This is a genomic window from Sphingobium sp. FG125, assembly GCF_057809795.1.
The window spans coordinates 269,679-289,724 of record NZ_JBMDKQ010000002.1; the positions used below are offsets into that span (position 1 = coordinate 269,679).

11 protein-coding genes and 3 pseudogenes are annotated in these 20,046 nt (G+C 58.9%); 5 read left to right on the forward strand and 9 right to left on the reverse strand.

What is annotated here, in order from left to right; all coding sequences use genetic code 11:
• Positions 1-26 precede the first annotated feature (26 nt).
• The 3 genes and pseudogenes from ACODSR_RS02950 (at position 27) to ACODSR_RS02960 (ending at position 4,038) form a co-directional block, all read left to right on the forward strand.
• Positions 27-2,333, forward strand: coding sequence for an arylsulfatase (locus ACODSR_RS02950; protein WP_489073590.1), 2,307 nt, complete (start codon positions 27-29; stop codon positions 2,331-2,333).
• Positions 2,334-2,372: 39 nt separating this feature from the next.
• Positions 2,373-3,296: pseudogene (locus tag ACODSR_RS02955) on the forward strand (formylglycine-generating enzyme family protein); the annotation flags it as partial.
• A 118-nt stretch (positions 3,297-3,414) separates the two neighbouring features.
• Positions 3,415-4,038 carry a hypothetical protein gene (locus ACODSR_RS02960; RefSeq protein WP_489073592.1) on the forward strand — a complete coding sequence of 208 codons (624 nt, stop codon included), beginning with the start codon at positions 3,415-3,417 and terminating at the stop codon, positions 4,036-4,038.
• Positions 4,039-4,245: 207 nt separating this feature from the next.
• On the opposite strand, the gene ACODSR_RS02965 is transcribed toward ACODSR_RS02960, so the two are convergent.
• The 3 genes from ACODSR_RS02965 to ACODSR_RS02975 are packed head-to-tail and all read right to left on the reverse strand — an operon-like array spanning position 4,246 to position 9,869.
• Positions 4,246-5,649: an efflux transporter outer membrane subunit gene (locus ACODSR_RS02965; RefSeq protein ID WP_489073594.1), complete on the reverse strand. Its 1,404-nt coding sequence runs from the start codon at positions 5,647-5,649 to the stop codon at positions 4,246-4,248.
• Entirely contained in the window at positions 5,642-8,755 is a 3,114-nt protein-coding gene (locus ACODSR_RS02970; RefSeq protein WP_489073596.1) for an efflux RND transporter permease subunit, read from the reverse strand. Before ACODSR_RS02970 ends, ACODSR_RS02965 begins: the two co-directional genes overlap by 8 nt.
• A gap of 1 nt (position 8,756) precedes the next feature.
• Positions 8,757-9,869, reverse strand: coding sequence for an efflux RND transporter periplasmic adaptor subunit (locus tag ACODSR_RS02975; protein ID WP_489073660.1), 1,113 nt, complete (start codon positions 9,867-9,869; stop codon positions 8,757-8,759).
• A 247-nt stretch (positions 9,870-10,116) separates the two neighbouring features.
• On the opposite strand from ACODSR_RS02975, the gene ACODSR_RS02980 reads away from it, so the two are divergent.
• Together ACODSR_RS02980 and ACODSR_RS02985 are read left to right on the forward strand one after the other, a co-directional pair.
• Positions 10,117-10,740: a helix-turn-helix transcriptional regulator gene (locus ACODSR_RS02980; RefSeq protein ID WP_489073598.1), complete on the forward strand. Its 624-nt coding sequence runs from the start codon at positions 10,117-10,119 to the stop codon at positions 10,738-10,740.
• Positions 10,741-10,900: 160 nt separating this feature from the next.
• Positions 10,901-11,814, forward strand: a pseudogene (locus ACODSR_RS02985) (integrase core domain-containing protein).
• A gap of 19 nt (positions 11,815-11,833) precedes the next feature.
• On the opposite strand, the pseudogene tnpA reads toward ACODSR_RS02985, so the two are convergent.
• The 6 genes and pseudogenes from tnpA to ACODSR_RS03015 form a co-directional block, all read right to left on the reverse strand.
• Positions 11,834-12,295: pseudogene (gene tnpA, locus ACODSR_RS02990) on the reverse strand (IS200/IS605 family transposase).
• A 264-nt stretch (positions 12,296-12,559) separates the two neighbouring features.
• Positions 12,560-13,588, reverse strand: coding sequence for an alpha/beta hydrolase fold domain-containing protein (locus ACODSR_RS02995; RefSeq protein WP_489073600.1), 1,029 nt, complete (start codon positions 13,586-13,588; stop codon positions 12,560-12,562).
• Positions 13,589-13,732: 144 nt separating this feature from the next.
• The gene (locus ACODSR_RS03000; protein ID WP_489073602.1) at positions 13,733-14,896 is read right to left on the reverse strand and encodes a mandelate racemase/muconate lactonizing enzyme family protein; all 1,164 of its coding nucleotides are present in this window, start codon (positions 14,894-14,896) and stop codon (positions 13,733-13,735) included.
• A 32-nt stretch (positions 14,897-14,928) separates the two neighbouring features.
• Entirely contained in the window at positions 14,929-16,245 is a 1,317-nt protein-coding gene (gene dctA, locus ACODSR_RS03005) for a C4-dicarboxylate transporter DctA (protein WP_489073662.1), read from the reverse strand.
• A 183-nt stretch (positions 16,246-16,428) separates the two neighbouring features.
• On the reverse strand, positions 16,429-16,995 hold the full coding sequence (locus ACODSR_RS03010) for a DUF3237 domain-containing protein (RefSeq protein ID WP_489073604.1): 567 nt from the start codon (positions 16,993-16,995) through the stop codon (positions 16,429-16,431).
• Positions 16,996-17,077: 82 nt separating this feature from the next.
• Positions 17,078-19,873, reverse strand: coding sequence for a TonB-dependent receptor domain-containing protein (locus ACODSR_RS03015; protein WP_489073605.1), 2,796 nt, complete (start codon positions 19,871-19,873; stop codon positions 17,078-17,080).
• Positions 19,874-20,046 lie beyond the last annotated feature (173 nt).

A 20,046-nucleotide genomic window follows, 5' to 3' on the forward strand; every position in this document is an offset into this window, starting at 1 on the left:
GGCATCGTATTCAAAGAGGGAGTCCTATGTCCACTCAGTCACGCGTTAGCGCCATTGCCATCGCCGTCGCGCTATCTTGGCTCGCGATGCCTAGGCCAACTCTCGCTCAAATTTCGAAAGAATATCGGGCGTCTGGTTCGGAACTTGGTCTTACTGACGCAGAGTCTGTAAAGCACTATGATGAAGAACCTACGCCTGCGGCGGGTAGCCCGAACGTGGTTTACATCGTGCTGGATGATACAGGTTTTTCAGATATTGGATCTTTCGGATCAGAAATAAAAACTCCTTCAATGGATGCGTTGGCCAAACAGGGATTACGCTACAACAACTTTAACAGCAAAGCGATCTGTTCGCCGACCAGGGCGGCGCTGTTGACGGGTCGCAACTCCCACAGCGTGGGCGTTGCGAACGTCGTTAATATGCTCAGCGGCTTTCCTCATGGCCAGGGACGGATCAGCCATCAGGCGGCGACCGTTGCCGAGATGCTGCAATCCAGCGGGTATCGCACCTTCGCCGTGGGCAAATGGCACCTGGCGCCGCTGTCGCAGACCTCCAGCCGCGAACATTGGCCGGTCCAGCGCGGTTTCAATCAGTTCTACGGCTTCCTGGATGGAATGACAGATCAATATTATCCGGATATTGTCGTCGACAACACTCCAATGGATATTGAGCATAAAAGCAATTATCATGTGTCCGAAGACCTTGTGGACAAAGCGATAGGCTATGTTGCATCCACGACAGCCGCCTCGCCAGACCGACCATTTTTCCTGTACGTTTCTTTCGGCGCAACCCATTCTCCACATCAGGTTCCGGCTTCGTACATCGAAAAATATAAGAATGTTTACACGAAAGGCTGGGATGCTATCCGCGCGGAACGATTTACCCGGCAGAAAGAACTGGGTATTATCCCGAAAGATGCGAAACTTGCTCCACGCAATCCCGGCGTAAAGCCATGGTCCGAACTTACCCCCGTCGAAAAGGAAGTAAACGCACGGTTTCAAGCGACATATGCCGCGTTTATGGAACATACCGACGAGCAGGTCGGTCGGCTGGTCGATTTCCTCAAAAAGTCGGGGCAGTTTGACAATACGGTTATCGTCTTGTTGTCGGACAATGGCGGAAGCATCGAGGGGCACGATAGCGGAACGCTCAACGAAGCGGCCAGCCTTAATCGAGTCCCGGAAGCGGCCGACGACATGATCGGACGCATAAACGAGTTCGGGTCCAAGACCACATACATGAATTATCCGAGCGGCTGGGCGCAGGTCAGCAATACGCCGTTCCAGTTTTACAAGACGACCGTGTGGGATGGCGGCACGAGAACACCTCTGATCATTTCCTACCCCAAGATGATAAAGGGCGGGGAAGTACGCAGCCAGTTCGTTGATGTGATCGATGTCACTCCCACAATTCTCGATATCACCAAAATCACGGCGCCGACAGAGTATCGGGGGATACCGCAAATGCCTGTCGCCGGGGCGAGCTTCAAGGCATCTTTAACCGATCCATCGGTCGGAGCGTCGCGCCACACACAATATTTTGAATTGTTGGGCCAGCGAGCAATTTGGCACGACGGATGGAAGGCCGTATCGGAACATGTTCCAGGTCAGGATTTCTCCTCGGACAAGTGGCACCTGTACAATTTGAACGTAGACTTTACGGCCGTGGACGACCTTGCATCACGTTATCCCACGAAGCTTCAGGACCTGAAGGACAGGTGGTGGAGTGAAGCCGGGAAATATGGCGTGCTCCCGCTCGTGAACGCTTCCCTCCTGGGTTCATTCTCAACGAAGGCATCATCCATACCTGCCTACAAAACGCGGCGCGAAACGCGGCCTGAATATGTATATTATGCCGGGCAAGCCCATCTGATACGTGCCGACGGTCCGCAAATCGGTTCCGGCTCGTTCAAAATTGCGGCCTTGGTGGCTCCGACAACCGGCAGGGAGTCTGGAGTATTGATCGCGGATGGCGATGCATTTGGAGGGTACACCTTGTATATCAAGGAAGGTCGTCTCACATTTGAGCAGAGCGATCTGGGTGTGACGCGCACAAAGGTTGTAGCAAATAGCATTTTAGGATCTGGCGTTAAAAGGCTTGAAGTGCGCTTCAAGCGGACAGACGCGAATGGTGGGGTGGCCTCGCTCTATTATGATGACGTCAATGTCGGGAGCGGCACGATCGCAAAAAGGACGACCAATCTCACGTCGGTCTCCGGGTTCGGGATCGGCAAGGATGTCAGCGGGCCCGTCAGCAACGCTTATCCCGAAGATAACGGCTTCCCGCTGTCAGGGGGCGTGCTCGACCGGGTCGTCGTCAGCATCGAACCTTGATCAGGCGAACGGGAGTGTCCACCAAGCGGACGAAATGAAAGCGAAAGCCATATGCTGAGGTTGGAAGGCGGCGTCTTCTGGATGGGTTCTGATGAACATTATCCCGAGGAGGCGCCGGCGCATAAAGTGGAGGTCGATGGATTCTGGATCGACGAGACTCCGGTCACCAATCGACAGTTCATGCAGTTCGTTGAAGCGACAGGGCATGTAACGCTCGCAGAAACTCCGCCCAGCGCAGAACTCTACCCGCATGCCGATCCCGCGCTTCTGCAGCCGGGATCGTCGCTGTTTATCAAGCCCGAGCGGCAGATTGGCGCGCACGACTCGTTCCAATGGTGGTCGTTTTCGTTAGGGACAAGTTGGCGCAATCCACAGGGGCCGCAGAGCAGCTTTACCAAATTGCTTGAGCACCCGGTTGTCCATATCGCCTATGCAGATGCCGAAGCTTATGCAGCGTGGGCGGGAAAGCGGTTGCCAACCGAAGCCGAATGGGAATTCGCGGCGCGCGGTGGCCTCGATCGCGCCGCCTTCGCTTGGGGCGATGAACTGGCTCCCAAGGGTCGAATGTTGGCCAATTTCTGGCAGGGGAATTTCCCTGGTGAAAATACCCTGGTCGATGGGTACGAACGCACCTCTCCAGTCGGCACCTATGCCGCGAACGGATACGGTCTTTATGATATGATCGGCAACGCATGGGAATGGACCAGCGACTGGTACTCTGATCGCAAGTCTATAGACAAAAGTTCGTCGGCTTGCTGCATCTTACGGAATCCGCGAGGTGGCTTGGAAAGCGGCTCTCACGACAGCAATGATCCGGGAGCAGCATTTCCACGCAAAGTCTTGAAAGGCGGCTCGCATCTGTGTGCAGAAAACTACTGCCGACGATACCGGCCTGCGGCGAGGCATCCGCAGACAATCGATACTTCCACGTCACACATTGGATTTCGCTGCGTAAAATCTTGAGATCTAGCACGCCCTGACGAACATGCCGGTCGATAGCCTGCTCGGTAAAATGAGGCTACTTTAGCCGGCATTCGGTTCCTAGGATCTGCAATGCTGTAATGATCGGAGTGCTATTGAAGTGGACCTGTCAAAGTCTAAACATGCTTTGCTTATCTCAGCCGAGCGTCATTTCGGGGCCGTAGGAATATCGGGCGCTTCTCTTCGAACGATTAGTGAGAATGCAGGTTATAAAAATGTTTATGCGGCTCAATATCATTTCAAAGATAAAGATGGTCTAATTAAAGCGATTTTTCAGATGAGGCGGCCGGAATTTGATGTACAGCGTGAGGAGTATTTTCGACATAGGGGTATAAATGTGGCATGTGCTTCATTGCCTCAATTGATTGAATCAATTTATTCCCCGATATTTTATCAGAAAGACGTAAATAATATTCGCACTTATGCGCGGTTTGTGCAGTTTTTAGTAAGGTATGATAAATTTGAAACTATCTTTCCGGCCGTTGCAGATACAGCACCGGTTACAGAGATCATTATGAATGCTCTACGCAATCATGTACCTATCATGAACGACGAATTATGGCTTACACGAAGACGAATATTAGCGCGTTTTGCATTAGATGCGATTGCGGACTTTGACCGAAAAAGCATAAAGACAAAATTAAACGATGTAGAGTATTTCGATGAAATATTGCGATTGCTTGTTCAATCATTTAAATGCGAAGCTATTCAATATATTTCGTGAATAGAATAGGAATTTTTTAGTGCCTGATCCATAATTATTCAGTGTGCTCCGCGATCTTCCCGCCATTCCCGCCACGCTTATGTTGATCCTTGGTATTTTCGCAAAACCCATGAAGGAGCGATAGGCATAGCCGTCAAGCTAAACTGCTGATACTACTCATCTTAATTTGGATCAGACACTCCGCGGCACCTGCTCCGTTTCTAATTTCTACCATCCACCACCCAGCGCCTTGAACAGGTCCACCCGGGCGGATGCTACCCGCTGTAAGGAAGCGGTATAGGCGCTGCGGACCGAAAGCACGTCAGCCTGGGCCAGGAGCACGTCGAGATAGCCGATGGATCCTGCACGATAGCGAAGATCTGCGAACCTATACGCCTCGCTGGCGCGCATCTGCGCCTCACCCAGTGACCCAAGCCGATCCTGCTCGGTGGCCACTATTGTCAAAGCCTGCTCGACCTCCTTGAGAGCATTGAGCACGCGCCCGTCGAACGCCGCCAACGAAGCGTCACCCTGCGCTTGCGCCTGACGGATACGCGCACGCGCGACTGCGACGTTGGGAAAGCTCCAGGAGATGAGTGGTCCCAATGAGAAGGACAAGGAGTCTCCGCCCCGCACCATATCGTTGCGGAAGAAATTGCCAGACCCGCCAAGACTGACCTTAGGGTACAGGTCCGCCATCGCCACGCCAATTCGCGCCGTATCGGCCGCGAGCTGGCGTTCCGCCTGACGCAGATCCGGGCGGCGACGGAGTAGCGCAGCACCATCCCCGACCGGCAGGCTGGCCGCAGGTTCAGGGGCCTGCGCACAGGACCGCGCAGCCTTGGGGATATCGCCAGGTGTCGTGCCGATCAGGGCAGCCAGTTCAAACAGTGCGACCTGGCGCTGCCCTTCAAAGGCCGGTATCGCCGCTCGCGCCGTCGCCGCTGCCGCTGCCGCCCGTTCCACATTGAGCTTGCCAACCGATCCGGCCTGTTCCTGCGCGGTAACGAGTTGCAAATTGTCGCTGCTTGTCCTGGCGGATTGCCGCGCAACATCGGTCGCATAGGCATAGGCACACGCATTGACATAGGCACGCGTCGTTTCGGCGACAACCGTGACCCGCACCGCGTCGCGCGCCGCTTCGACCGCTTGCGTATCCGCCTGCGCGGCCGCGATGGCCCGGCTGACCCGGCCGAACATATCGACCTCCCACGCGACGGACAGTCCACCCGATTGGGACCACTGCGCGTCGCCCTGATTGCCCGCTATGCCCGTTTGTCCCGCCCCCTGGACGCCATCGCCATAAGCAACGCCGCCGTTGAGGTTGGTGGACGGTAACCGCGCGGTTCGGGCTTCGCCCAGCACCGCCCGCGCACGCGCCAGGTTCGCAGCAGCGACGCGCAAATCGGTATTGGCGACAAGCGCCCTCTCGACCAAAGCGTCCAGCGCGGGATCGTGGTAAAGGTGCCACCAGTTGTCGGGCAGTTGGGCCATCGGATCAAAACCCGGCCCCTTCGTCGCGAACGGCTTTGCCGCAGTTGGAACGGTTTTTGGCCGTTCATAATCTGGCCCGACGGCGCAGGCAGAAGCAAGCAGCGGGGCGATGAGGCACAACAGCTTGAAATTACGCATGTGCCAGGCCTCCTTCGGCTGAGGGCTGGTTGGTGGGTGATGACGGACTGTCCGGCCCGGTTCCTGACCCATTTTCGGGTTTAGGGCGATGGTCGGCGGCGAGCAATGTGTAGACGGTCGGCAGCACAAACAGCGTGAACAAAGTGCCGACCAGCATGCCCATCACCACGACGATGCCGATCGCAAAGCGGCTGTTCGCGCCTGCCCCGGACGCGAACAACAGTGGCACGAGGCCCGCGACCATGGCGGCGGTCGTCATGAGGATGGGCCGCATACGCACGGCGGCGGCATGGCGGATCGCCTCTGCCCGGCTCCAGCCCTCCTGGTGCTGCATCTCGTTGGCGAACGACACCATGAGGATGCCATGCTTCGAAATAAGGCCGATGAGCGTGACGAGGCCGATTTGCGTATAAATATTGAGCGTAGTGAAACCCAGATAGAGCGGTATCAGAGCACCGCAGACCGCCAGCGGCACCGTGACGAGGATCACAAGCGGATCGCGGAAGCTTTCAAACTGTGCCGCGAGCACCAGGAAGATCACGATCAGCGCGAAAGAGAAGGATATGGTGAGTTGGTTGCCTTCTTGCACATATTGTCGACTGTTCGACAGCCAGTCGACTCTGGTTCCCGGCGGCAGGGGCTGGCTTTTGAGAAAATCGACCGCCTGGCCCATCGTCACGCCGGGCAGCAGCACCGCCGAAAGCGTGGCCGAGTTCATCTGATTGAACTGCGGCAGCCGATTGGGCTGTGGCCGGATTTCGACCCTGGCCACCGTCGATAGCGGGACGAGCTTGCCGGAAGCGGCCTTCACGTAGAATTCGCCGAGACTGTCCGGGGTGATGCGCCTGTCCTGCGGCACCTGGGCGATGACGTCGTAGGAGCGATCATGCCAGTTGAAGCGGTTGACGTAATTTTCGCCGACCAGCACGGCCAGCGTGTCGGCGATCTCGGCCATGGTCACGCCTATCTCGCCGGCCTTGGCCTGATCGATGCTGATTCGCGCCTCTGGGCTGTCGAAGGCGAGGTCGCTGTCGACGAAGGCGAACAGGCCGCTGCCCCATGCCGCGCCCTTGATCCCTTCGAGGGTCTGATAGATTGCGGGGAAATCGTCGGCCGAGCGGATGACCATCTGGACCGGCAGACCACCGCTGCCGGCGGGAAGCGGGCTGTCCTGAAAGGCGGTCGCGTAGACGCCGGTGATCGCGCCCGTGCGGCCCGCCAGTTCCGCCTGGATCTGGTCGCCATCGCGGCTGCGTTCGGCCCAGTCCTTCATCACGATGCCGCCAAAGCCGCCATTGGCATTGTTGTCGCCGCCAATGTCGAAGAAACTGGCACGATATTCGGGGAACTGGTGAAATATCTTATCGACTTCGGCGCTGAATCGGGCTGTATAGCTGGCGTTGGCATATTGCGGTGCCTTGGTCTGGACGAAAACATATCCCATGTCCTCCTGGGGCGCCAACTCGCTCTTGGAACCGACAAACAGCACGCCGATCATCGCAAGGACCGTGATCCCTACGATCAGCACTGCCGTGCGCGCCGCCAAGGTCCGGTCAAGAAGCCGGACATAGGCTTTGGTGGTGCGGAGCATGGTATGTTCGACCACCTGGGCAAGTTTCCCCTCACCCATTTTCGATTTAAGCAGAATAGCGCTCATCATCGGTGACAGGGTAAGTGCGATCACACCCGACACGATCACCGACCCCGCGAGCGTGAATGCAAATTCACGGAACAAAGCCCCGGTCAGGCCTCCCATCAGACCGATCGGGGCATAAACGGCGGCGAGCGTGATGGTCATGGCTACCACCGGGCCGACGATTTCGCGTGCACCGATCAGCGCTGCGTCCAGCGGCGACAGGCCATCTTCGATATGGCGGTGGATATTCTCCACTACGACAATGGCGTCGTCGACCACGAGACCAATCGCCAGCACCATGGCTAGCAGCGTGAGCAGGTTGAGCGAAAAGCCGAATACCAACATCAACGCCGCCGTGCCGAGCAGCGACAAGGGGATTGTCACGACGGGAATGATCACGGCCCTGAAACTGCCCAGGAACAGAAAAATCACGAAGATCACGATCACGATCGCCTCGATCAACGTATGCACGACCTGATCGATCGAGGCGTCGACGAACTGCGCGGCGTCGAACACGCTCGAAACCTTGAGACTCGGCGGCGCGACGCGCTGGATGTCGGGAATCAGCGCCTTTACCGCGCGCACGATTTCGAGCGGATTACCGTCCGGCGTGGGCGAGATAGCGATCGTAACGCCGGGGTGGCCCGATGCGAGCGAGCTGCCATCGTAGTTTTGGCCACCCAACTCGACGGTCGCGACGTCACCGATCCGTACAACGCTATCCCGGCCCGTCTTAAGCACCATCTGGCGGAAGGCATCGACGTTACGCAGATCGGTGCCTGCGGTAATGTTGATCGCGGTGCTTTCGCCCTTGAGCTGGCCTGGAGCCGCCTGGACGTTGTTCGCCCGAAGCGCGTTGGCCAGGTCGCTTGCCGTGAGTCCGCGCGCGGCGAGTTTCACCGGATCCACCCAGATACGCATCGCCAGCGGAGCGCCGCCGGTGATCTGGGCCGAGGCGACACCCGGAACGGAGGTAATGAGAGGCTGGGCGACCCGCGTGGCGAAATCGGTCATCTGAGATGGTGTAAGCGTGTCACTGGCGAAGGCGACGTATTGGATGGCTGATGCGCCATCGGTGATTTTCGAGATCACCGGATCGGTGACTCCGGCGGGCAGCCGATACTTTACCTGCTGGACCTTCGCGAGGACCTCCGTCATAGAACGGTCGGCATTCGCGTTAAGGATCAGCTTAGCCTTGATCTGGCTCCTGCCCTGGCTGGACGTGGAAGCGAGATATTCGATGCCGTTTGCGGTAGCAATCGCTTGCGAAATCGGTGTGGTGACAAAGCCGTGCATCACGTCTTGCGAGGCACCGGGAAATGCCGTGTCGACGGTAATCGTAGCGCTTTCCATGCCAGGATACTGGCGGATCGGCAGGCTGAACGTCGCACTGATGCCGGCGAGCAGAATCATCAGGCTGACGACAATGGACAGGATCGGACGGCGTATGAAGATGTCGGTGAGAGCCATGTCAGCGGCCTCCTGTCCGAACGATGCGCGCGACCTTGACCTCGGCACCAGGTTGTACACGCAATTGCCCTTCCGACACGACCACGTCGCCGGGCTTGAGGCCCTTGTCGATCACGACATCGTTGCCGATTCGGCGGCCGGTCTGAACCGGCACGATCTCCGCCTTGCCGCCGGTTAGGGCGGTCTTGCCGCGCACGACGATCACGCTGTCGCCCTGCGCCGATGTCTGGATGGCCGTTGTCGGCACGACCAGCGCGCCTTGCAGGGGTGGAAGCGCCAGTCCAGCTGTCACATACATGCCGGAGCGCAGCGCATGATCGCCATTCGGCAGAAGTGCCTGCACGGTGACATTGCGGGTGTCCTCGCCAATCTTTGGCTCCACGACGTTGACGCGGGCTGTAAAAATGCGGTCGGGGAAAGCGTCGCTGATCACGGACACCATCGACCCACGCTTCAGTCGCGCCAATTCCTGCTGGGGAAGAGCGAACTCGACATAGAGCCAATCTAGCGCCGTCAGCGTCGCGACGGGATCACCGGGATTGATGAACTGCCCCAGATTGACGCGGCGGATGCCAATCTCGCCGGAGAAGGGCGCGCGCACCTGCTTCTGGATCAGGCGGGCATCTATTTGCCGCACGGCAGCTGTGGCCTGGTCGCGTTCGGCGCGCCGCTGTTCCAGCAACTCGCGAGGCTCCGCCCCTGACGAGGCAAGTTGTTCCGATCGGGCGACCTGTATGCCACTGAACCTCGCCTTGGCCTTTGCGGCCTCCCGATCAGCGCGCTCGGGACCATCGAACAGCTGGACGAGGAGCGCACCGGCCCGCACGCTGGACCCGGCGGCGAAATGGATGTCCGATACACGGCCCGCAACCTCGCTGGAAAGCGTCACTTCACGAACCGCCGTGAGCGTACCAACCGCGTTCAGCGACGAGGGTACGTCGCGTGGTGCGACCACGACAGCAGCAACCGGGACGGCTTGTTGCTGCCAGCCTTCGCCCTGGCCGTTTTTTATCATGCGCCAAAGAAACAGCGCGCTCAATATCACCGCCAGGACGACAACCGTAAGGGCAATTGTCCGCGCTTGCGAGCGCGAGGCCGAAAGCCGAGGAGGCATGTCGTGTAGGGGCACAGTCATGCGCCTGCTCCATCGACAAACGCGCTGGCAACGGGTTGCGATATCGCGGAGCAGTTCAGGCGCATGGTCACGCTTCCCTTTTGGCATTTTTAGGCCGCACTTGCGTATGCGGGTCCGTTTTGTTATTTTCCAAGTTATGGCTTTGAAAACGAATCCGTCTGATATGTCAAGCTCTGAGTTGGAATATTCCGGTTGGTCCACGCGTACGCCTGGCGATCGCGTACTGATGGCGCTGAAATTGCACGGTCGCCTTTCTTCTGCGGCGATTGGCAAAAAGCTCGGCATCACTGGCGAAGCAGCGCGTCAGCAGCTTATGCGTCTGGCCGAACAGAATCTCGTCGTTGCGACAAGCGAGGCCAAAGGAGTTGGTCGACCGCAACAATATTGGGAGTTGACCGCGGCGTCTCATTCGCGGTTTCCTGACACCTGTGCGAGCCTGACGGAGCAGCTGCTCGATATCATCCGCACGCATATGGGCGAGTCCGCGCTCGACACGATCATCAATGTTCGCGAGAGTGAGACACAGCATCGCTATCTCAAGGAGATGGAAGGCAAGAACCCGCTTGCCGAACGGGTAGCCGCGTTGGCCGTATTGCGCTCGAAAGAAGGCTATATGGCTGATTGGTGTGAGGAGGAGGACGGGTCATTCCTGTTGATCGAGAACCATTGTCCGATCAGTCCAGTTGCAGCGGCGTGCGGTCGTTTCTGCAGCGCCGAGCTGGAAATGTTCGGAACCGCACTAGGTTCCTCGGTCTCGATCCATCGCGCAGAACATATCATCCAAGGTGGTCGCAGATGCACTTACGTCATTCGCGAGCTTGATCTTTCTGCTGAGCATGGGTCTGGATGATGTCGACGCCGGACAGCATCGCAGATTATGCGATCGCGCACGCAAAATGACTTACGCAGGTCTTTCCAAGCTGGACCTGTTCACGGGTTATGTGAGCACCTAGATGTTTGGTCCTGGGATTTGATGGTGCATTATTCGGCCTGGAATGGAAGGATGCACTATGGGCCAGGTTCTCCACGGGAGCGCCCGCACGACAGCGGCATTCCGTCGAGCAATACAAGATAGTCAAGAGAGGCTGAGGGCTCTGGCCAGGTGGCGGCAACGCCAAACTCCTGAGGATCGCAAGGCCAGTCCGAAGGAACCGCGCTCGACCGTTCTCACGATCGAGGAGGAGGCGATCGTCGTCGCCTTCCGCGGACACACGCTGCTGCCGCTGGACGATGGCCTGTACGCTCTGCAGGCAACGGTCCCGCACCTGACATGCTCGTCGCTGCATCGTTACTTGCAGCGCCACGACATCTCCCGGCTACCCGATCGGCTTCTTTCACATCGATATCGCCAAGGTTCGTACCGAGCAGGGCAGGCTATATATGTTCGTGGCAATCGACCGGACCAGCAAGTTCGCCTTTGTCGATTCTGCACGAGAAGGCGAAGACCGCGACCGCGCGCGACTTCCTGCGCCGGCTCATCGATGCCGTACCCTACAAAATCCACACCGTACTGACCGATAATGGCATCCACTTCACGACGCCTGGCGCCGGCGGTTCGGCCGTGTCGCTCATCAAGGAAGCCACCGTCAATGGCGAGCTCTTCCGCGCTCATGCCTTCGAATATGCATGCGCCATCAGCGACATCGACCACCGCACCACCAAGCCCAGGCACCCCTGGACCAACGGCCAGGTCGAGCGGATGAACCGTACCATCAAGAAGACAACGGTAAAACGCTATCATTATGACAGCTATGCCCAACTGACCGCCCACCTCCACGACTTCGTTGGTGCATACAATTTTGGCCGACGCCTCAAGACCCTTCGCGGCCTCACACCCTACGAATGTATCTGCAGAATCCGGGGAAATGAGCCGGAACGGTTTATTCAATCTCCCCACCATCAAATGCCGGGACTGAATGACTGACCGGCTGACGCCGTTAGGATCATGGCGAGGGGCTGACGCCGTTTTTGTGGCCATGTTTGTCCAGGTAACGCAGGATAGTGTCATCGGTGATGTTGCTGGATGTAATCGAGAAGTAGCCGCGCGGGCAGAAGCGTTGGCCCCAGTAGCGCTTGCGGATATGCTCGAACTCCTGCTGGGTTTTGCGCGATGACCACCCCCCTTCGACAGGCTCAGGACAGGCTTGGCCCGGCGCACGAAGTCGCTGACCGAGACGTGCGGGGGTATCTCGGCGAACATGTGGACGTGATCGCGCGAAAGCACGCCGTGGACGATCGTCACGCCCATTTCGGCACAGACCTGTCGGATCATCTCGCGAACCCGCAGATGCACGTCGCCATGCAACACCTTGAACCGATTTTTAGCTGCGCTGAACTGCGTTTCGGTGCCCAGCGAGGTGATAGCGATAATGAAATGTTGTGTGACAACCGCTGCTATAGCCCATAGCCTGCTATCCTCGGAAAAAGTGAACTATCGCCCTTCGGGCTGTTCACTTTTTCCGAGGATAGCAGGCTACTGGCCGAGTCCGGGACTGAAGTCGGAGGGGCTTCTCCTTATGGAGGACTCTAAACATGCACGGTAGCTCCATCTTGATAGTCGATCATTCGTGCCCTGAGCGAGCGGCTGGAGCACACTCAGCTGGTGTTGTTCAGTACGTTGGCAAATATCTTCTTGCCGGTCCCCGATACGAAAAGGATTACCGGCGACCCTATAATTTGGCGTCGGGCATCCCTGACCTGGCTGGGGCCTTGATCGGCTCTCCAAGGGTTTGCCTGAACCAGCTTACTACCCGTTCAATAACCGACGATTGATACCAGTAGAGATCACCGTGTCCCGCGCCTTCGACCAGAATATAGTCGACCTTGTTTCCACCCGCCTTAAGCGCCTCGTAAAGGTGCGCGCTTTGGGCCGGGGACACCAGCGTATCGGCCGTGCCGTGCATAATGAGGAAGGGCGGTTTCTTGCCCTGGACGTGTCCCATAGAGCTTGCCGCGAGCGCCTTTTCAGGGTCGCTGCTGATCGCCGCACCGGGAAATTTTCCGAACGCCGGGCCGTTCACCAGCAATGCCTCCGTGACGGAGGGCGACTGGTGAACCTTTTGCACGGCGTCGGGAAAGCCTTCACCGATGCTGCGGAGATCGGAGATGCCGTAGAGCGTCACCGCCGCCTGTACATCCGAGGGTTTGTCGAGGAAATCGCCCTTGTCGAAAGCCTTCTCGCCATTAGTCGTACCGAGCATCTGCGCGACATAGCCCCCGGCCGAATCCCCGATCACGCCGATCCGCGCAGGGTCGATGCCATATTCCTCCGCATGTTCGCGCAGATACCGGATCGCGGCCTTGCCATCCTGGACGAGCGCCGGGAATTTGTCCGGCACGACGCGATATTCCGCCGCGGCCACGACGAAGCCGGCCCGCGCCAGCGCCGTGCGCATCTCGGAATATTTCTCATAGTCAGCCGAGGTGAAGCCGCCGCCAGGGAAATAGACGATCGCCGGCTTCAGGTCGTTGGTGCGGGGGACGAGCACGGTCATCCTTAGCTGGCGGATGGCGCGCTGCGTCTTGACCTGCGAATAGATCACGGCGCCGATCGTATCGACCTGTCCGCTCGTCACGTCGACCCGCATCATTTGCGCGCCTTCCGTATAGCCAGGCAAGGTCGATTGCGCCGACACGTCAGCGCTTGCCAGCGTACCCAAAAGCAGAGCCCCTGCGATCCGCAATCCTGTCGACATCATCGTTCATCCTTTTCAATATAGGAGGATATTCCAGCTTCGATAGCATCAGTCGCGCTTTGGCGCTCTATCATGTTGCGCCATCGGACGTGCCCCGGAATTAGGGCACCAACAAGGGCGAAAGAGCGTCGCCCTGTGGCTCCGTTTTCATTCCGCCAATTCGCGCATAACCTTGATAAGGTCGGACTTGCCCTCGAACCCGATGCCGGGAAGTTCGGGCATGGTGATGTGGCCGTCGATCACCTTCACCCCGTCCGGGAACCCGCCATAGGGCTGAAACAGATCAGGATAGCTCTCATTGCCGCCCAGGCCCAGGCCCGCCGCAATGTTGAGTGACATCTGGTGCCCGCCATGCGGGATACAGCGTGTGGGCGACCAGCCGAACTGCTTAAGGACGTCGAGCGTCCGCAGATATTCGACCAGTCCGTAGGACAGCGCGCAATCAAATTGCAGCCAGTCGCGATCGGGGCGCATGCCGCCATGGCGGAGCAGGTTGCGCGCATCCTGATGCGAGAACAGATTCTCACCGGTCGCCATCGGGCCGGGGTAATATTCCGAGATTGCCGCCTGCAACGCATAATCGAGAGGGTCGCCGATCTCCTCATACCAGAACAGTGGATATTCACGCAGCATCTTGGCATAGGTGATGCCGGTTTCGAGGTCGAAGCGGCCATTGGCGTCGACCGCCAGTTGCGCCTGTGAGCCGATCTCTTTGAGCACCGCTTCGATCCGGCCACGGTCCTCCTCGATCGACGCGCCGCCGATCTTCATCTTCACGACGTTGTAGCCGCGATCCAGATAGCCACGCATCTCGGCGCACAGTGCACTATTGTCCTTGCCGGGATAATAATAGCCGCCCGCCGCATAGACGAACACGCGCGGATTGGCCTCGCGGTCATGGCGTTCGGCGAGCATGCGGAACAGCGGCTTGCCCTCGATCTTGGCGACCGCGTCCCAGATCGCCATGTCGAGCGTGCCGACCGCGACCGAGCGTTCACCGTGACCGCCCGGCTTTTCGTTGGTCATCATCGCCGCCCAGATCTTGTGCGGGTCGAGATTGTCGCGCGCGTCGTCGAACAGGCTTTCGGGCGCCGCATCGAGTATCCGGTCGCGGAACCGCTCGCGGATCAGGCCGCCCTGGCCATAGCGCCCGTTCGAGTTGAAGCCATAGCCGACCACGCGCTTGCCGTCGCGCGCCACGTCGGTGACGACCGCGACCAGGCTGGCGGTCATCTTGCTGAAGTCGATATAGGCGTTGCGGATGGGGGACGAGATGGGCTGCGTGATTTCGCAGACGTCAACGATACGCATAAAGGCTCCTCTGAAGTGAAGGTCGATAATGGTCAGTCATGGGTGTCCGCCCGACCGACCGGATGCAGGGTGATGCTGCGCGGTCGCTTCCCCTTTTGCTCCGCGATCACCGCGTTCACGGTGTCGGCGTCGAGCGCGCCCTCCCACTTGGCGATCGCGAGCGTGGCGACACCGTTGCCGATCAGGTTGGTGACGGCGCGCGCCTCGTTCATGAAGCGGTCGACGCCGAGCAGGAGGACCAGCCCGGCGGCAGGAATGTCGGGGAAGGTCGACAGCGTCGCCGCCAGCGTGACGAACCCGCCGCCCGCGACCCCAGCCGACCCCTTCGACGTCAGCAGCAGCACGCCGAGGATGACGATCTGGTGCCACAGCGTCAGCGGCGTGTTGGTCGCCTGCGCGATGAAGATCGCCGCCATCGTCAGGTAGATGCAGGTGCCGTCGGCGTTGAAGGTATAGCCGGTCGGCAGGACGAGGCCGACGACGGGCTTGGCGACGCCGAGTCGCTCCAGCTTGACCATCATCTGCGGCAGCACGGCCTCGGTCGAACAGGTCGCAAAGGTGACGAGCAGTTCGTTCTTGAAATAGCGGAAGAATTGAAAGAGCGGAAAGCCCGCCCAGCGCGCGATGCTGCCGATCACGACGACGACGAAGATGGCGGAGGTCAGGTAGACCGCCAGCATAAGGTGACCAAGGCCCCATAGCGATCCGAGGCCGTGTTTGCCGATCGTATACGCAATGCCGGCGCCCGCACCGATCGGCGCCAGCTTCATCACCATGCCGACGATGCGGAACAAAGTCTGCGTGAGCGACTCGATCACCGCCGTCAGCGGCTCGCCGCGCTTGCCGATCGACACCAGCGCATAGCCCATCAAGACCGCTATCAGGATGATCTGCAACATCGCACCCTTGGCGAAGGCATCTGCCATCGTCGTCGGGATGATATTCAGGAAGAAATCGGCCACCCCATGCTGTTCCTGCGAAGCGGGCTGGTATTTGGCTATGCCGCTGGCATCCAGCGTCGATACGTCGATGTTCATGCCGACGCCCGGCTTCATCAGGTTCACGACGACGAGGCCGATGACGAGCGCAAGGGTGGAGACGATCTCGAAATAGATCAGCGCGCGCACGCCTATGCGTCCGACCTCCTTGACGTTGCCCATCTTGGCGATGCCGAGCACCACGGTGCCGAAGATAATCGGCGCGAGCAGCATCTTGATTAGCTTGATGAAGGCATCCGCGAGCGGTTGCAGCGCTACCGCGACTTGTGGGAATAGGACGCCGACCATTGCGCCGATGGCTATGCCGATCAGTACCTGAATATATAACTGACCTAGCAGGCGCGGCACCATAGCTTCTCTCCGGCTCTCTCTCGCTAAATTAAAGAATTTTCTCGTTGACGGGTCATAGCCTGTGACCAAAGTGTGGCCGGATCAAATGCCAATGGCAAAAGAGTTCATGCGCATTTGGCATAATGGTGCCGATCATCATCGCGCATCAGGGCATCGTTCAGTCGGAATGCGACCGGCCACATCTCATGTCACCCGGTACAGCCTGACGTAAACGAAGGGCTGCTTGGGACGAAGGCTGGTTAAGGTGCCGATGATGATGCCTCGATTGAGCCAGGCGTGTGGGCCGTCGGGCGCGGCGACGGTCACGACCGATCGGGCGTAGCGTCCCGTGCCGTTTCGCGCGACACTATCATCGACCATGACCCTATTACGGACGGTCATGATCGTACCGTCGTCGGCTTTCAGTTCGTAAAGGGCATCGAGTTGCCGGATGCCATCTGCGCGCACGCGCTGGCGATCCGCACCGCCAGGCATCACAATGCCGGACAATCCGCGACCTTCAAAGCGTCCACCCGATATCGGTACCATCCGGCGTACCCCGTCCGGGCCGCTGCCCAGGTCGATTGCATCCGCGACCTCCACCAACAACTGCATAATCAGTTCCAGGCCCGGCGCCGTTTCGGGGAAACGCGACCGCGCATCGGCGATGGTAGGCTTCCTATCCGGTCCTGCCGCTGTGGCGGGCGCTGCGACCGCCGCAGCGACCCCCATCATCGCGGCGCGCCGCGTCACGTTTGGGGAATCCGCCAATCTACATCCATTCCCGGTTACAAGCAGGCGAAGCCAAAAGGCTGGCTTTGCGCCTTCCCCTGCTCCGCCCACCTGCCTTGCATCAGAAGCGCGCTTTTGCCGAAGCGTAGAAGCTACGCCCAAGTACGTCATATACGCCGGGATTAGTCACCCCCAACGTGCCGCCGACGACAGGCGGCCGCTTGTCGGTCAGGTTGTTGATCCCGAGACGCAACTCGTACTCATCGGTTGGTGCAATTTTCAGCGACAGGTCGAAATAATTATAGCTGGGCGTGTTTGGAATGGTTGTCGCAGGGTTGGTGATCGTGCTCGCGTCGGCCATCGCATCGATATAGCGCCACCGCCCTGACACCGAGAATGGACCAGCGTCAATCGTCAGGCTGTTGACCAGTTTCCAGCGTGGAAAGCTGGTCGCAGTGCTGATCGTTCCGGCATTTTCCTGAAACGGGCCACCCGGCAGCGTCTGTATTTCAAACTTATCGAGATAATTGGCATAGCTTGCCAAGGTTATGGAGCCACTCTGCCCACCAACGCTCAGAAAATCGAGCGGCACCCGCCAGTCCAATTGCACGTCGATCCCGGCTGTCCTGTAGCCGCCGAGATTGAGGTAAGGCTGCGACACCGACGTAAACAACCCGGTTCCATCGCGTTGAAACAGCCCGCAGAAGTAGTTCGACGCAGAATAGCTGCTATTCGATCCATCGCCGTTAAAGCATTTCTGCAACGACGTCGTGGCACCTAGCACGGCAATGGCGTTGGCGATCTTGATGTCATAATAATCTACGGACAGCGAAATATTCCGCAGCGCATCGGCACTGAAAGGCGATGTGAGGACAGCCCCGAACGTAAAGGTATCCGCCTTTTCCGGCTTTAGCGCCCCATTGCCTATGGTGGTCGTGACGGCTGCCGTGGTCGGTTGCTGGAAACTGTCGGCCAAAGCGGCGTTCAGCCCCGTCGCGATGCACAGCGACCTGACCTGGGCAGCGTTGGCGTTGGACGGCGCCCGGAAATTGGACCGGACGTCGCATGGATCACCGCCACCAGGCGGTGTTCCGATCTGCGAGACCGTCTGGTTTCCGGCGAGGAAATATTCACCGATATTGGGCGCACGCAAGGCACGCTGATAACCGCCACGAAACATCAGCGGTTCAGCGACACGCCAGTCAAAATCCGCTTTGTACGTGTGCGCGCCGCCCGACAGGCGATAATCGGAATAGCGATAGCCAAGCGTGACGTTAAGCGCGCGAATGAATGGCAAATCCGCCAGAATTGGCAGCAACAATTCTATCGCGCCTTCCGCCACGCGCGTCGAACCCGTGGTGCGCTGGGTTGCCGAAATGCTGGTGATGTCCCCTGCCGCGACATCGGAATCGGGCACAAAGAGATAGCCGTTGCGCCGATAGTTGGCGGACGCCGCAAAGCGCACCTCTCCCGCTGGTACATTGAACAATCCGCCTTGCAAGACGCCTTCCACGACATCCTGGTTGATCGAGGTCCGGTTGATCGGCGTGCGCGATACATAAGCGAGGCAGGCGGACGACAATCCCTCCAGACCAAAGGGATTATAGCCACCTGCACATAGACCGCTGCCCCCATCTGCCGCATTGATGAGCCGTCGCAATGCACCGACGCTGACCGCGCCGGCGGTGGTTGTATCGCTGGTATTCGCTTCACCATGCGATCCGTATATATCCCATGTCCAACCCAGCGACGCGATCTCGCCACGCAATCCGACGAGAGCCTGCCAAGTCTCGGTTTCGGTGGTGAACGATCGCGGCCCGGCCTGCGAAACGCGCCCGAAATAGGTGATAGGCGCGTTTGGCTGCGGACGCGACGCCAGCACCCGGGCGAGATCAGCTGGAATGAACGGGTTGGTGACAGGAATTCTCAAATCCCATGGCGTCGCCAGAACAGGTTCCGACCCCTGGTTGCGGGCCTTGCTGTGCGCGTACGAGCCTTGGGCATAGAGGGTGACGCCGTCGCTCACTTCATACTCGCCGCGACCGAACACAGTGTACCGCTCCAACGGTGTCTGAATGAAATTATAATAGCTGCCATCATAGCCAAACAATGTCGGGGTCGAAATGAACGGACCAGTCGTCGGGCCGCGATAATTGAACGACCCTGCTGGCGCATTGCGACGGAACAGCGTGCCATCGTTGTTGAAACCGAAGAAGGACGTGCGCGGCACCGCAGCCGAAACGCCGTAGCCCGAAAAGACCGATGTGACGACGGCCTGCGACGGCAGATTGCCGCCGTCGGGAACGAGCAGCCCCTGGGGAATGAAACCGCTCAGCGCCTGTCCGCGGGAAAATCTGCGCGCAAGCGTACCGACACCGTCACGATCGACATATTCGCCCGACACCAGCAATGATCCGCGTCCATCGGCAAATTTGGTGCCATAAGCGAAGCCCAGTTGGCGACTGGCCCCATCGCCGCGGCCCGTCACATTGCCTTGGGCGAACAGTTCCAGGCCGCGCAAGTCGGTGCGAATCTTGAAATTGACGACCCCCGACATCGCGTCCGAACCATAAGTGGCCGATGCGCCACCGCTGATCACCTCGACATTACCGATCGCCAGTGTCGGAATGGTGTTGATGTCGATCACTCCTTCTGGATTGGAGGGCTGCAGCCGACGGCCATCCATCAGGATCAGGTTGCGCTGTGCACCGAGGCCGCGCAGGTTCAATGTGGCCTGGCCGACCGTTCCGCCCGACGCGCTGTTGGAGAAGTCGCCCGATCCCGGCTGGAATTGCGGCAACTGGCGTAGATAGCTGTCGACCGTGGATGTTCCGGCGACCGCGATGTCCTCGGCATCGGTAGTCACGATCGGGCTTTGCGCGGTGTAATCCTTGCGCGCGATCCGTGATCCGGTCACGATGATGTCTGCGGCCTGGGGGGGAGCGTCCGGTGCAGCCTGCTCCGGGCTGACAGCTGGATCTGCGACCTGCGCCGTCGCCGGACAGCTGACTATGGCGCAACCGATAGCCAGAGCTGACAACGAAACGGATCGAAAAATTGACGCCTTCATGATCGTCCTCCCCAATGTAG